17 protein-coding genes and 1 tRNA gene are annotated in these 13,724 nt (G+C 56.7%); 10 read left to right on the top strand and 8 right to left on the bottom strand.

Translation table 11 applies throughout. From position 1 onward, the window contains the following. Positions 1–35: 35 nt before the first annotated feature. Positions 36–1,184, bottom strand: a complete 1,149-nt coding sequence (locus G7069_RS09270) for a pyridoxal phosphate-dependent aminotransferase (protein WP_166296877.1) — start codon at positions 1,182–1,184, stop codon at positions 36–38. Positions 1,185–1,288: 104 nt separating this feature from the next. Between G7069_RS09270 and G7069_RS09275 the strand changes: the two genes are divergently transcribed. The 10 genes from G7069_RS09275 (at position 1,289) to G7069_RS09320 (ending at position 6,997) form a co-directional block, all read left to right on the top strand. Beyond that, positions 1,289–1,735 carry a DUF3293 domain-containing protein gene (locus G7069_RS09275; protein ID WP_166296879.1) on the top strand — a complete coding sequence of 149 codons (447 nt, stop codon included), beginning with the start codon at positions 1,289–1,291 and terminating at the stop codon, positions 1,733–1,735. A gap of 33 nt (positions 1,736–1,768) precedes the next feature. Then, complete coding sequence (gene ccmA, locus G7069_RS09280; RefSeq protein WP_166296881.1) at positions 1,769–2,407, top strand: heme ABC exporter ATP-binding protein CcmA; 639 nt, start codon at positions 1,769–1,771, stop codon at positions 2,405–2,407. Then, positions 2,404–3,075, top strand: coding sequence for a heme exporter protein CcmB (gene ccmB / locus G7069_RS09285; RefSeq protein ID WP_166296883.1), 672 nt, complete (start codon positions 2,404–2,406; stop codon positions 3,073–3,075). Before ccmA ends, ccmB begins: the two co-directional genes overlap by 4 nt. Positions 3,076–3,097: 22 nt before the next feature. Continuing rightward, positions 3,098–3,745 carry an azurin gene (gene azu / locus G7069_RS09290; protein WP_166296885.1) on the top strand — a complete coding sequence of 216 codons (648 nt, stop codon included), beginning with the start codon at positions 3,098–3,100 and terminating at the stop codon, positions 3,743–3,745. A 67-nt stretch (positions 3,746–3,812) separates the two neighbouring features. Next, positions 3,813–4,562, top strand: coding sequence for a heme ABC transporter permease (locus tag G7069_RS09295; protein WP_166296887.1), 750 nt, complete (start codon positions 3,813–3,815; stop codon positions 4,560–4,562). Continuing rightward, positions 4,559–4,720 (top strand): heme exporter protein CcmD, encoded by a 162-nt coding sequence (gene ccmD / locus G7069_RS09300; protein ID WP_166296889.1) that lies wholly within the window; start codon positions 4,559–4,561, stop codon positions 4,718–4,720. Before G7069_RS09295 ends, ccmD begins: the two co-directional genes overlap by 4 nt. Continuing rightward, positions 4,717–5,190 (top strand): cytochrome c maturation protein CcmE, encoded by a 474-nt coding sequence (gene ccmE, locus G7069_RS09305; RefSeq protein WP_166296891.1) that lies wholly within the window; start codon positions 4,717–4,719, stop codon positions 5,188–5,190. The genes ccmD and ccmE overlap by 4 nt, the downstream gene beginning before the upstream one ends. After that, a complete protein-coding gene (locus G7069_RS09310; protein ID WP_166296893.1) occupies positions 5,187–5,735 on the top strand; it encodes a DsbE family thiol:disulfide interchange protein in 549 nt (182 codons plus the stop codon). Before ccmE ends, G7069_RS09310 begins: the two co-directional genes overlap by 4 nt. A 2-nt stretch (positions 5,736–5,737) precedes the next feature. Further along, entirely contained in the window at positions 5,738–6,877 is a 1,140-nt protein-coding gene (locus G7069_RS09315; RefSeq protein ID WP_166296895.1) for a homoserine O-acetyltransferase, read from the top strand. A 34-nt stretch (positions 6,878–6,911) separates the two neighbouring features. Next, positions 6,912–6,997: transfer RNA gene (locus G7069_RS09320), tRNA-Leu, on the top strand. Between the two features lie 95 nt (positions 6,998–7,092). Here the strand turns inward: G7069_RS09320 and hisC are convergent. From hisC to rlmD, 7 genes are all read right to left on the bottom strand, one after another. After that, a complete protein-coding gene (gene hisC / locus G7069_RS09325) occupies positions 7,093–8,196 on the bottom strand; it encodes a histidinol-phosphate transaminase (RefSeq protein ID WP_166296897.1) in 1,104 nt (367 codons plus the stop codon). An 18-nt stretch (positions 8,197–8,214) separates the two neighbouring features. Next, entirely contained in the window at positions 8,215–9,309 is a 1,095-nt protein-coding gene (pheA, locus tag G7069_RS09330; RefSeq protein WP_166296899.1) for a prephenate dehydratase, read from the bottom strand. A gap of 130 nt (positions 9,310–9,439) precedes the next feature. After that, positions 9,440–10,210: an S-methyl-5'-thioinosine phosphorylase gene (locus G7069_RS09335; protein WP_166296901.1), complete on the bottom strand. Its 771-nt coding sequence runs from the start codon at positions 10,208–10,210 to the stop codon at positions 9,440–9,442. A gap of 15 nt (positions 10,211–10,225) precedes the next feature. Next, complete coding sequence (locus G7069_RS09340; protein WP_166296903.1) at positions 10,226–10,789, bottom strand: hypoxanthine-guanine phosphoribosyltransferase; 564 nt, start codon at positions 10,787–10,789, stop codon at positions 10,226–10,228. 2 nt (positions 10,790–10,791) lie between these two features. Then, the gene (gene nagZ / locus G7069_RS09345; RefSeq protein WP_166296905.1) at positions 10,792–11,799 is read right to left on the bottom strand and encodes a beta-N-acetylhexosaminidase; all 1,008 of its coding nucleotides are present in this window, start codon (positions 11,797–11,799) and stop codon (positions 10,792–10,794) included. Positions 11,800–11,809: 10 nt separating this feature from the next. Further along, entirely contained in the window at positions 11,810–12,325 is a 516-nt protein-coding gene (locus tag G7069_RS09350; protein ID WP_166296907.1) for a CYTH domain-containing protein, read from the bottom strand. Further along, a complete protein-coding gene (rlmD, locus tag G7069_RS09355) occupies positions 12,325–13,662 on the bottom strand; it encodes a 23S rRNA (uracil(1939)-C(5))-methyltransferase RlmD (RefSeq protein ID WP_166296918.1) in 1,338 nt (445 codons plus the stop codon). The genes G7069_RS09350 and rlmD overlap by 1 nt, the downstream gene beginning before the upstream one ends. Positions 13,663–13,724: the final 62 nt, after the last annotated feature.

Here is a 13,724-nt window from a genome sequence, read left to right on the forward strand (position 1 = left end):
AGGTACGCCTTTGTACCTGAGCGTAGGTTGAGCGGTTACAGCGTTTTCAGCCGCGCCATTGCCTCAGCGACGGTTTCTGGATTCTTCGCAAAGCACAAGCGCAGCAAACGCTGACCTTTCGGCGGCGTTGCATAAAACGGCGACAAAGGAATGCCCGTAACGCCCTTCTCGATCGTCAACCATTCACTGAACGCCATGTCGTCCAGATCACTGATATCCGAGTAATCGACCAATTGGAAATAGCCACCCGGCACAGGCAAGGCTTTTAGTTTTGTTTCTGACAATTGCTGACGAAACGCATCACGCTTTTCTTGATAGAAGTCACCCAGGGATTGATAGTGCGCCGGATCTTTTTCAATCATTTCAGCGAACGCGATTTGCGCGGGATGAAACGTACAGAACGTGTTGTATTGATGGACTTTGCGGAACTCAAGCGTCAACGCCGGGGGCGCAACGCAATAGCCCACTTTCCAGCCGGTGCAATGATAGGTTTTGCCAAAGCTGGAAATGACGAAAGTGCGATCTCGAAGCTCCGGATACAGCAAGGCTGATTCATGCCGGGCGCCATCAAAAACGATGTGTTCATACACCTCGTCGCTCAGCAAGTACAAATTGTGCGAAACCACGATGTCCGCAACTTCACGCATGTCATCTGCAGTCAACATCGCACCGGACGGATTGTGCGGACTGTTGATCATCAACAGTCGCGTGTTTGGCGTGATCGCTTCACGCACACGTGTCCAGTCGGGTGCAAAGGTTTTCGCGTCGAGCGGCACGTGCACTGCGATCGCGCCAGCCATGTCGATGGCGGGTTCATAGCAGTCGTAGCACGGGTCCAGCACGATCACTTCTTCACCCGCCCGAACAACCGCAAGCACGGCATTCAAGATCGCCTCACTTGCGCCGCTGGTGACCGTGATCTCCGTGTCAGGGTTCGGCCGGACGCCATAGCAGGCATCCGTTTTATGGGCGATTGCCAGACGCAAGGCCGGTGCGCCGGACATCATCGCGTACTGGTTTTGGCCATCACGCATGGCGCGTGACAGCGCGTCCACGAGCAGCGGCGGCACATCGAAATCCGGGAATCCCTGCCCCAAATTGACGGCAGAATGCTTGGCCGCCAAGGTGGACATTGTTGTGAAGATCGTGGTGCCGACCTTAGGCAGCTTTGTAACCGGTTGCATTCTTTCAATTCCGTGCCGTGAAGGTCCCAGTTTAGGCCACAAAGTTTGCTATCGTGACCTCCATGAGGCCTGCCAGCGCGATCATGGAACAGCCGGATTCAACGATGACCGAAGCGCTTGTCAAAGCGTTCTTAGATACGGTGTACATTGCCGAATGCCGCAGCGGGCAAGTTGAAATCGCCATCGGGCATTTGGCTGCACGACTAGAAGCAGAAGTTCAGGGCAAGTGTTTTGCCTTCATTACCGCGTGGAATCCGATGGGGTGTCGTCGCGATGATGAAGAAAACAACGCGGCCAACCGTGAACTGGTCAGTTTGATTGACAGCCATCGCGTCGAACGCATTCCGATGCACGCAGTGTCTCCTGACAACGCATGGTTTGAAGCCGGTTGGTTGCTGTCCGACGTTTCCCGCGTCACGCTCGATCAATGGGCGCGGCGATTCGAACAGCTAGGCTCTCTGTGGTGGCAACGCGGCCACGCGGTGAAGATGCGCATCTATCATCCGAAAATGCCGAGTTGCAACAACGCGTTCATCGACTGGATAGAATGACGTAACGCCTTCATTGGCTCTGTTGCCTGATTCGTGACCTCACCTGCTGCCCTGCCCCTTTTGCACGCCGTCGATCTCAAGTTCACGCGTGATGCAACGACCATCTTCGAGCGCCTCGACTTTCAAGTCGACCGTGCAGAAGCACTCTTGGTCCAAGGGGGCAACGGCACAGGCAAGACCACCTTACTCAGAGTGTTGGCAGGCCTGTTGGTACCGGATGAGGGCGAAGTGTTGTTGGCGGGCAAAACGGTTCGTTCCGGCCGGGGTCATGCCGATATCGCCTACTTAGGTCACCTCCCCGCATTAAAGGGCGATTTGACTGCAACCGAAAATCTCGAGCTGTCACGTGGTTTGCAAGGCCGCCATCCCGACCGTGAGATTGAAAACGCATTGTCTCGCGTCGGACTCGACGGCTTCGATGATCAATTGGCGCGTCATTTGTCCGCGGGTCAACGCAAGCGTTTGATGCTGGCACGGGTTTGGCTATCACCGGCCACACTTTGGCTACTGGATGAGCCATACGCCAATCTGGACTTGCAAGGGATCGCATTGGTTAACGACTTGATCGCCGAACACGTGTCGAACCATGGGGCCGTTTTGGTAACGACACACGGGGCCTATGCGGCGCCCCCCGTGCGTACGCGTGTATTGATGTTGGGGCGCGAGGCATGAACTTGCGCGCTATGAATGCCTTGCTTGTGCGCGATCTGCGTTTGCTGTGGCGCCGACGTGGCGACGCATTCCAACCGGTGCTGTTTGCACTGCTCATCGTTGTTCTGTTTGCGCTGGCTTCAGATGGCAAGCCGGAGCACCAAGCCAGAATTGCAGCTGCGGTGATTTGGGTCTCCGCGCTGCTGTCTGGCTTACTCGCCTTGGACACCTTGTTCAGAGCAGACGCTGAAGACGGCGCATTGGAACAATGGGTGCTGTCGCCTACGCCGCTGCCGATGTTGGTTGCGACGCGCATTGGCAGCCATTGGTTGACCACTGCACTGCCCGTTATCATCGCCGTGCCGTTTCTTGGCGAGCTGCTCCATCTGCCGCGAGAATCGCTGCGCCCGCTATTGATATCACTGCTTTTGGGCACGCCATTGCTGAGTTTGTTGGGCGCTGTTGTGGCGGCGCTCACCGTCGGTCTACGACGTGCCGGTATCCTGCTGTCATTGCTCGCGTTGCCGTTGTACGTTCCGGTTCTAGTGTTTGGTGCCGGGAGTGTTTCTGCGGCTGCGCAAGGGTTTGATCCGGTCGGTGCGTGGTTATGGCTTGCGGCGGGTTTAGTGGCGGGTGTCGTACTTGCACCGTGGGTTGCAGCGGCTGCAATCCGACTCGGTATTCGGTGAATTTTTTGGAAGCTTTGTGTCGATGAAAAAACTAACTTTTCTTGCATTTACGATGGTGTCGGCGCTTGCAATGGCGAGCTGTGATAGCGGCCTCAAAGTCGTCGATGCGGGCGCGCATGCCGCCGAACCCGCAAAAGAAGACCCAAGCAACACAAGCGCAAACATCAGCATGCCGCCTGAAAATCCGCCGGACGATGTGGCACCTACGGCAGGTGAATCCGTGGCCGTCGATGCGCCGCCAATTCCTGCGGGACCTGCAGTCGACCCTTCGCGCTGCGATGCGACGATCAGCGCAGGTGACACGCTCGCGTTCGACAAGTCGACGATCGACATTCCGACCGGATGCGAAACATTCACGCTGACTCTGCATCACACGGGGCAGTACCCGGTGACCGTCATGGGACACAACGTCGTGATTGCCAAGATGGCGGACATCGACGCCGTCGCAAAGAACAGCTTAGGTGCGGGCCCCTACCGTCAGTACGTCGAACCGAGCGATAAGCGCGTCATCACGCGCAGCAAAGTGATCGGCGGCGGCAAATCGGTTGAACTGAAGATCGACGTTGCCAAATTGCGGGCTGCAGGTGGCGGCTTCGGCTATTTCTGTAGCTTCCCGGGCCATGCGGGCGGCATGCGAGGCCAAATCAATCTGGTGCAACCTGCGGCGTAAGGGCTGGTAAAATGGTGCTTTCCATGCGTTGAAGGGCTTTTCTTCACGCAGGCTGATTCGGAATGAAATGAATCCATTAGTCCTTTGGTTCCACAAACTCGGTTCACCCCCCTACTTCGACGTGTTTGCCAAGCGGTGGGCGCCTTGGTGCCACCTGCTGGGTTTCCTATTGATGGCAGTGGGCGTTTACCAAGGCCTGTTCGTGGTGCCTGCCGACTATCAGCAAAGCGATAGCGCACGGATTTTGTACATCCATGTACCGGCAGCTTGGATGAGCATCGGTGTGTATTTGGGTATGGCGGTCTATGCAGCCATTGCGCAAATTTGGCGTATCAAGTTGTGCGAAATTCTGGCCATGGCATGCGCGCCGATTGGCGCCGGTTACACCATCGTCACCTTGATCACAGGTTCCATTTGGGGCAAACCCATGTGGGGTACTTGGTGGACGTGGGACCCGAGACTCACGACCGAACTCATCTTGCTCTTCATGTACTTCGGCGTGATGGGTTTGTACGCAGCGATTGAAGATCGTCGACAAGCCGCAAGAACGGCTGGCTTCTTAGCGATGGTCGGTGTTGTGTTGCTGCCCATCATTCGCTATTCGGTGAACTGGTGGGACTCTCTGCACCAAGGTCAAACTGTGAGCGTGTTTGGCCAATCAAAACTCGACGCCAGTATGGCTGCGCCTTTGTGGTGGGTTGTTATTGGTATTCATGTGTGGTTTGTGGGTTCTTTGCTGTTGCGCGCACGCGCAGAAAACCTGGAGCGCGAATCCGGTAAAGCCTGGGTGGCGCAAACGATGGAGCCCAAGCCATGAAGTACGCCGAATACGTCATTGCTGCATACGCCATCTTTTTTCTCTTTTTGGCTTGGGACTTTCTCGCGCCTTTGATTCGAATTCGTAAAGCGATTCGCGCCGCCAAGTTACGAAGCAAGCGCGAATCTTCCCGCCACACCTCTTCTGGAACATCATGAATCCTGTTCGACGTAAACGACTCGCGCTTGTGCTGCTTCTGGTTTTGGCAGCGGCGATTGTCGTGGCGCTCGGTGCGTTCGCACTACAACGTAACGTGTCTTACCTCTACACACCGAGCGAAGTGCTGAAAGGTGAAGCCGGCGAACACGCGCGTTTTCGCTTGGGCGGCATGGTCGCAGCGGGATCTTTCAAACGCCCGAGCGGTTCACTCGAAGCCCATTTTGACGTCGATGATGGCGACGCCCGATTGCCTGTGGTTTATACCGGCATTCTTCCGGATCTGTTCCGAGAAAAGCAGGCCGTTGTGGCGACAGGCAGCATGAAAGACGGCGTTTTCGTTGCTGAGGAAGTGTTGGCCAAGCACGACGAAACTTACATGCCGAAGGAAGTTGCCGACAAGATGGGTGCCGCGCATAAAAAGCACGACGTCAAGGACGCACCGAAACCTGCTGAAGGTAAATCGCCATGAATTCAAAACGCTGGCTACCGTTTGCCATTTTCTTGGCGCTGGCTGCACTCTTGGCCGCTGGCGTTTGGATGAGCAAGCGCGCAGATCGCGACGCTTTGCCCTCGCCCTTGATTGGCAAGAAAGCCCCTGAGTTCGCTCTGAAGAACTTGTTCAATCCAGAGCAAGTGGTGACCCTGAAAGACCTCAAGGGTGCGCCCTTCGTTTTGAATGTGTGGGGCAGCTGGTGTGTCGCATGTCGTGAAGAACATCCCGCGTTGTCGGCGTTTGCCGAAACCAAGCGTGTGCGTGTGATCGGCTACAACTGGAAGGACGAGCCCGAAGACGCCAAGCGTTGGCTCGAACAGTTGGGCAATCCCTTCTTCCTCGTGTTGTCAGATATGGAAGGCAAGACGGCAATTGATTTGGGCGTCTATGGCGCGCCTGAAACTTACCTCATCGACGCAAAAGGCTACGTGCGTTGGAAGCATGTGGGTCCGCTCAATGACACGCTGATTCACAATGAACTTCTCCCTGCGTTGGCGCGGGCCGAGCAAGACGCACGCTGAAGATGGCAGAATTCCCGCCTCCCGCAACGCAAACGTTTGAGTTGCCCTCACCGTTTGCGCTTCATCGCGGCGGCGAGTTGCATCAAGCGCGCATGGCCTATGAAACATGGGGCACGCTAAACGACGCGAAGTCCAACGCGGTTTTGATCCTGACCGGCCTATCGCCCAGCGCGCATGCCGCGTCATCGCCGGCAGATCCGTTGCCCGGCTGGTGGGAGCCCGTTATCGGACCAGGCAAGGCCATCGACACGGACCACTGGTTCGTCGTGTGCGTCAATCATTTGGGCTCATGCAAAGGGTCGACAGGCGCTGCGTCGATTGATCCCGCGACGGGCGAACCCTATCGCCTGACTTTTCCTGATCTGTCCGTAGAAGACATGGGGAACGCTGCAGTTGCGCTCATGCAGGGCCTGGGTGTCACGCAACTTGCATGTTTGGTGGGTTGCTCAATGGGCGCGATGGCCGCCTTGGCTGTGCTTGTACAGCACCCTGACTACGCCCGCACGCACATCAATGCCTGTGGTGCTGCACGTGCATTGCCTTTCTCGATTGCGGTTCGTTCGTTACAACGCGAGGCGATTCGACTCGATCCGGATTGGCAGGCAGGCCAGTACACGGATGCCGACTACCCCGATACGGGGATGCGCTTGGCCAGAAAGCTTGGTGTCATCACATATCGCTCTTCTTTGGAATGGAACGGGCGCTTTGGCCGCGTTCGCATGGATGAGATCGATACCAACACGCCCTTCTCCGCGGAGTTTGTGGTCGAGTCTTATTTGGACGCGCATGCGGATCGATTTGCACGGTATTTCGATCCCAATTGCTACCTCTATCTGGGTCGCGCTATGGATTGGTTCGACATCGGTGAGCATGCGCTCGACCCGCATCCTCAGGTGCATTGCGAAGAAAATATCGTGGCCGCGCTGTCACGCACGCATGTTCAGAAGGCATTGGTGCTTGGCGCGGTCACGGACATGCTGTTCCCGATTCCGCAGCAGGAAGAGATTGCGGCGGGCCTGATGGCGTCTGGTGCAGCTGTCGAGTTCCATGCCGTCCCGTCTGAACAAGGCCATGACGCATTTTTGGTGGATCACGAAAGATTTGGCGCCTTGATGGGTGCGTTTTTGAAAGAGATCATGTAATATCTCCCTTCCCTGTTCGCAGGGACGTTTCGATGCCGGTGTGGCGGAATGGTAGACGCGGTGGACTCAAAATCCACTGGCAGAGATGTCGTGTAGGTTCGAGTCCTATCGCCGGTACCATCGAGACTTACCCCTTAAAAAAGGGTTGAATAAAAGGCACCCATTGGGTGCCTTTTGTATGTGTGGCGCTACGTTCCGCCGTGGGTTTGTCTCGCTTATCGAACTGCGTCGATGGCAGCCAGGAGCGTCGCGTTTTGTTCTGCGGTACCAACGGTGATGCGCAGGCAGTCTGGCAATCCATAGCCACCCATAGGCCGCAATACGACATTGTGCGCACGCAGTGCTTCATCGATGCGCGTTGCTGCTTCACCGAAGCGCACGAGCAGAAAGTTGGTCTGTGAAGGAAACACAAACAGGCCGCGTGCGCGCAGCAATTCCGCGAGACGTTCGCGTTCAATCTTGTTTTGGCTGACGCTCCGTTCAAGGGCGTTCTGGTCTCTTAGAGAGGCTTCGGCGGCGGCGAGTCCCAAAAGATTGACGTTGAAACTTTCACGAATGCGCTCAAGCCAACCGATCAATTCTGTTTGCGCGATGCCGTAGCCAATACGTAGGCCGGCAAGTCCATGTGCCTTGCTGAAAGTACGCATGACGATCAAGTTGGGATATTTCTGCACTAAAGGAATGGCGGATGCCCATTCGGGTGCATCGACAAATTCCGCATAGGCCTCATCAATCGCCACAACGGTGTCGGTGGGAATACGCGACAGAAACGATGCCAATGCATCGATGCCGAACCACGTGCCGGTCGGATTATTGGGATTGGCGAGGTAGACGAGATGCGTTTCGGCACGAATAGCAGCGGCGATCGCGTCGAGATCGTGACCACCGGCCATCTCGTTGTCGAAAGGCAGTGCATCGGCAGCCTCAAAGCGTGCACCCACTGCGGCGGCGGCGATTGCGTACACAGCAAAACCGTATTGCGACGCCACCACATGCGTGTCCGGACCCGCAAACACTTGCGCAAGTTGCATCAATAGTTCGTGTGAACCGTTGCCGAGCACAATCTGGTCGGCTGCGATGCTGTATTGCTCGGCGAGTGCGCGTTTAAGATCGCCCCCTCGCGGGTCTGGGTACAGTGCCAATTCGTCGATATGGCGAATGATGGCGTCGCGTGCACCCGGACTGGGGCCGTAGGGATTCTCGTTCGAGCAGAGTTCCACCAGTGTTTGATTGGCCGCATTTCGCAATGCGACGAGATCGTGGCCGGGGTCATAGGTCCGCAGAACCCGAATAGATGGCTGAACGCGATGCGCGAGCATGTCAGTGGCGCACCGCTGTCAGAGCACCGCGACCGGGTATGAGCCCAGTACGCGTACTTCGCCCGCAGCGCTATTGATTTCAGCAAGCGCGTCCTTGAGCGGCGATTCATCGCGGTGCCCGCCTACGTCGATAAAGAAGGCGTACTCCCATAGTCGAGAATGCGCAGGCCTCGATTCAATTCGGTTCATGCTGATGCCGTGACGCGCCAGCGGTTCCAGAATGCCGTACAGCGCGCCCGGACGATCGTGGATAAACACAAGCAGTGAGGTGCGATCGTGCCCCGATGGCGGAAACAACGAACGCCCGATCACCAAGAACCGTGTGGTGTTGTCGTCGCGATCTTCGATCGGGCCCGCGATGGATTTGAGTCCGTACACATGCCCCGCGGACTCCCCGGCGATGGCTGCCGCATCGTCGGCATTGCGTGCGCGTCTTGCGGCTTCGGCATTGCTCGACACCGGAATGCGTTCGGCATTTGGCAGATTTTGACGCAGCCAACTACGGCACTGTGCGAGCGACATCGGATGCGAATACACGCGCTCGATGTCCTCCATGCGCCCGGTGCGCGAGAGTAGATGTTGATGCACGCGCACTTCGACTTCACCGCAGATCGTGAGTGGCGATGTCAGAAACATGTCTAGCGTGGATTGGATCGTGCCTTGCCCCGAGTTTTCGACGGGGACAACGCCGAAGTCGGCATGTTCTGCAGCGACTTCTTGAAATACTTCTTCGATACTCGCCAATGGCAGACCCCGTGAGGACTGACCGAAGTGTTTGTGCACGGCCTGCTGCGAGAACGTCCCTTCCGGGCCGAGATACCCGACTTTCAACGGTTCTTGCTGCGCGAGACAGGCTGACATGATTTCGCGGAAAACACGTACGAGCACTTCGTCGCTGAGTGGCCCTTCATTGCGATCGATCACCCGGCGCAGGACCTGCGCTTCGCGCTCAGGACGGTAGTAATCGACTGCCGCGGCGAGATCGCCTTTGGCCTGTCCCACTTGTCGGGCATAGCGCGCCCGCTCAAGGATGAGCTGCTCAATCGTGTTGTCGATACCGTCGATGCGCACTCGCAACGCGGCGAGGTCTGTGGGGGATGGTTGATCAGCCATTGCTAAAACAGAATTCCTGTGCGAAGTGAATCAACGCACGCGCGCCGACAAGTCACCTCGATTTAATCACAGAAATCCACCCAATTTTTGCACCGCACCATTTAACGGTACCTGTCACCGTTATTTCAAATTAACGGGGACGGGTACCGTTAATTAGGAGGGTGGTTAGGAGGGGGGAGACGTGGGCGGTGGCGGCGTGGACGTTGGCCAGGACGTCTTCCATGGTGATGATTTCGTCGGGGGTTGGGCCGCAGCCGGCGGCCCAGTTGGCGACGATGCCGAGGCATGCGTATTCCAAGCCCAGTTCGCGTGCGAGACCGGCTTCGGGCATGCCCGTCATGCCGACGAGGTCACAGCCATCGCGACGCATGCGTGCAATTTCTGCACGTGTCTCGAGGCGCGGGCCTTGCGTCGCGCCGTAGCAGCCGTGATCGACCAAAGGCACGCCCGCTTGCGCAGCGGCGGCGATCAATGCCTGCCGGAGGGTCGGTGTGTAGGGGTCGCCGAAGTCGACATGCAATACGTCGGTGCCCGGCTCCTCACTCAAGGTCGAGATACGGCCCCAGGTGTAGTCGATGAGTTGATCAGCGCACGCCAAAACGCGTGGGCCAAATGCATCGGTGATGCCACCCACCGTATTTAACGCAATGACCTGTTTCGCGCCCAACGCTTTTAGTGCGGTCAAATTCGCACGGTAGTTGATCTTATGCGGGGGAATGGAATGCCCTTCCCCGTGTCGGGCAAGGAAGCCCACACGTTTGCCGGCCATGTCGCCCACGCGAATCGGTCCGGAGGGTTTGCCGTAAGGCGTGACCGGTTGATGCGCTTCTGCATTGCTGAGCTCGGCCAGCGCGTACACGCCGGTACCGCCAATGATTGCGATATCAAACAAGTCGTTCATGGCGACACTCCAAACCTAAGTGCGAAGCGCGAAAATCGCGCGTAGATTGCGTCCTTGCTCGTGATAGTCCATGCCATAACCAAACACATAGGCGTCAGGCACTTCCAGGCCGACAAAGTCTGCATCAATGCCCTCAACACACCGGTCATGCACTTTGATCGCCGCAACAGCAATCAACACATCTGCAGCGCCTTGGTCTTCACACCAGCGCTTCACCGCCAACATCGTGTGCCCTTCGTCGAGAATATCGTCGACCAACAAGACACGACGATCTCTCAATGGCGTATTGGGTCGATGCAACCACGCCAAGCGAGAACCCCCGGAGGTTTCACCGCGATAGCGGGTTGCATGCAGATAGTCGAATTCGACATCCAAGCCTTCGTCGCCCAAAGCCATTGCCAAATCGGCGGCAAATGGCATGCCACCATTCATGACCGTGACAAACAAAGGGGCCTGCGCGTCATCGCGATATTCGTCTGCGATGTCGATGGCCATCGACTTCACGGCGTCAGAAATCGATGCCGCGTCATGAATGACATCAGCACGCGCCAATGCGTCAGACAAACTTGGACGCGTCATGCTCAAGCCACACCTCCGAGCGATTGTTGAAGCGCAGATTGCGCCTCGCTATATCGCGTGTCTGCCAACAAACCTTCCCATGCATGCGATCCACGACCCAGCAAACCCGCGATCGCCATCGTATTGAGTGCCCTACCCTCAACTGCAACCAAAGCTTCTTCGACCAGTTCGGGATGACACACAAGCACGGCATCGCATCCTGCATCCAGATGGGCTTCGACACGCTTTTTAACGCCACCCACGCCATGCGCACCGGCCATGCCAATGTCGTCAGAAAATACAACGCCACGAAAACCCATGTCTTGTCGCAACACGTTTTGAATCCAGTACGGCGAATAGCCCGCGGGCTCTGGCGCAACTTTGGGATATATCACGTGCGCCATCATCACAGCATCCGCGCCGGCATCGATGCCGACAGCAAATGGCAACAGGTCACTACTTTGGATGTCTTCCAAACTCCGATCGTCCACCGCATGTTCGAAATGGGTGTCCTCAAGAATCGAGCCGTGACCGGGGAAATGTTTCAGCGTGGCAGCCATGCCTGCAGCATGCATCCCATCGATATAGGCACGCGTGAAGTCGGACACGACAATCGGATCTGCTGAGAAGGCGCGATTGCCAATGGCGCGGTTGCCTTTCCCGAGATCAACGACCGGCGCAAAGCTGAGATCGATTTGCGACGCAAGAATCTCACTGGCCATCAACCATGCATGCTCTTTCGCCAGCGCAATAGCAGCAGCGCGGTCTTTGGCGTGCAATGTGCCGAAGCCTTCGAGCGGCGGCAGTGCGCTATACCCTTCTCGAAAACGTTGAACGCGGCCACCCTCTTGATCCACACAAATCAATTGCGGACGTGGCGAAGCCTCACGAATCGCCAAAGCCAATTCGGCGACCTGCGCCTTTGAGGCAAAGTTACGCGTGAATAAGATGACGCCCGCGCACGCGGGATGCTGAAGCCATTCGCGCTCGTGCGAAGTCAATTCTTTACCGGCAACACCAATGACGAGCATCTAAGACCCTTTAGCTTTCGTTGGATGCGTTCGGCCTGTCTTCCCATTCGGAATACGGGCGTTCTGCAAGCATCAGATTGTAGTAGCGCGCCTCGTCGGTGACTTCACGTCCGAGCCAGTCCGGCGTTTCGAATGTCGTATCCAAGCTCGGCAACTCGAGTTCGGCCACGATCAACCCCGCATTAACGCCCTCGAATTCGTCGATTTCCCAACAAAGCGCACCTTGCGGAATATAGTGCCGCGTTTTCTGCACCAAATTGCCAACGCACAGCGCAAGTAAGGCTTCTGCGTCGGCAACCGGCAAGTCGTACTCGAATTCTTGACGTTGCGGCCCGGCCTCTCTCGACTTCATGTTCAGTTTGGCGATATCCCCTTCAAGGCGTAGCCGCACCGACACGTTTTGATGCCCTTGTGTAATGGAAGCTGCATCATTCAAGTAGCCCTGTGCCATGCGTTTGCTTTCTGTCACTTGTGCGCGCCAGGCATCTGACTTCAACAAAAACTTACGTTCGATCTCGATGCCCATCAGCGGCCCTTCTCGAACACAGCAATGGATTCGACGTGCGCCGTGTGCGGGAACATATCCATCACACCTGCTTTGGTGAGCGTCCAGCCTGCTTCGTTCACCAACCAACCGGCATCGCGTGCCAATGAGCCCGGATGGCAGCTCACATACACAATCCGTTTGAGCCCATCGAGCGGCAACTGCTTCAGCACACTTTCTGCGCCGGCACGTGCGGGATCAAGCAATAGACGATCAAAGGTCTGCTTGATCCACGCCTGATTCTGCAAAGGTTCGGACAAGTCGGCCGCATGGAACTGTACGTTTGAAAGGCCATTGCGCGTGGCGTTGTCGCGCGCCCGCTGAACGAGACCCGCATCCCCTTCAACGCCCACGACTACTTCGGCCACACGCGCAAGCGGCAGCGTGAAGTTACCGAGGCCGCAGAACAAATCCAAGATGCGCTCACCTGCCTCAGGCGCCAAAAGGCCAAGTGCGTGCGCAATCATTTTTTCGTTCAAGCCGCGATTGACTTGAATGAAATCCAAGGGCTTGAACTCAAGCTCAACATCCCACGACTTCAATGCGTACACGAGCCTCGACGTGTCGGGCCAAAGCGGATGCACGCTGGCTACACCGCCGGGCTGCAAATAAATTGCAAAATTGTGCGCTTCACCAAAGCGCTTCAATTTCTCGATGTCGCCTTCGCTCAAGGCTTGCAAATGACGAAACACCAAGGCAATCGTGTCGTCGCCCGCGATGAACTCAACCTGCGGAATATCGCCACGCGCATCGAGTTGATCGATCATTTCCGCCAAGGCACCGACCTTCATTCCGATTTCCGGGATGACCGTATGACAGCTTTGAATGTCTGCAACGAAGCGTGGATCAAGTTCTCGAAAACCAACGAGGGTCTTGCCCTTCTTCAGCACATGTCGAACAGAAAAGCGGCCTTTGCGACGGTAGCCCCAGCTTGTATCCACAAGTGGCGCGAGCACTTCTTGCGGCGTCACGTGACCAATGCGTTGCAAGTTGTCCAGAAGCTCTTGCTGCTTCAATCCGATCTGCTTGTCAGCATCAAGATGTTGCAACACGCAGCCACTGCACACGCCGAAATGCGGGCACTTCGGTGAAACGCGGTCAGGCGATGCGGACAGAATCTCCACAGCACGACCCTCGTCGTACTGCCGCGACCTGCCGGATTGTTCGACCATCACGGTCTCGCCTGGTAAGGCGCCCGACACAAACATCGCCTTTCCCGCGTGCGCGCCATCTTCTCTGCGCGCAACCCCGCGGCCATCGTGGCTCATGCCAGTAATCCGGACTGGGAAAGGTGTTTTGTCTATTCGGTTTCGAGCCACGTTTCAAGCACTTTGAGTCAAAGCGCTATTGTCTCAGACCCACCTTTCCCGTGCCTAGTAAA

The sequence above is a fragment of the Lysobacter sp. HDW10 genome, assembly GCF_011300685.1.
Taxonomy (GTDB): Bacteria; Pseudomonadota; Gammaproteobacteria; order Xanthomonadales; family Xanthomonadaceae; genus Solilutibacter.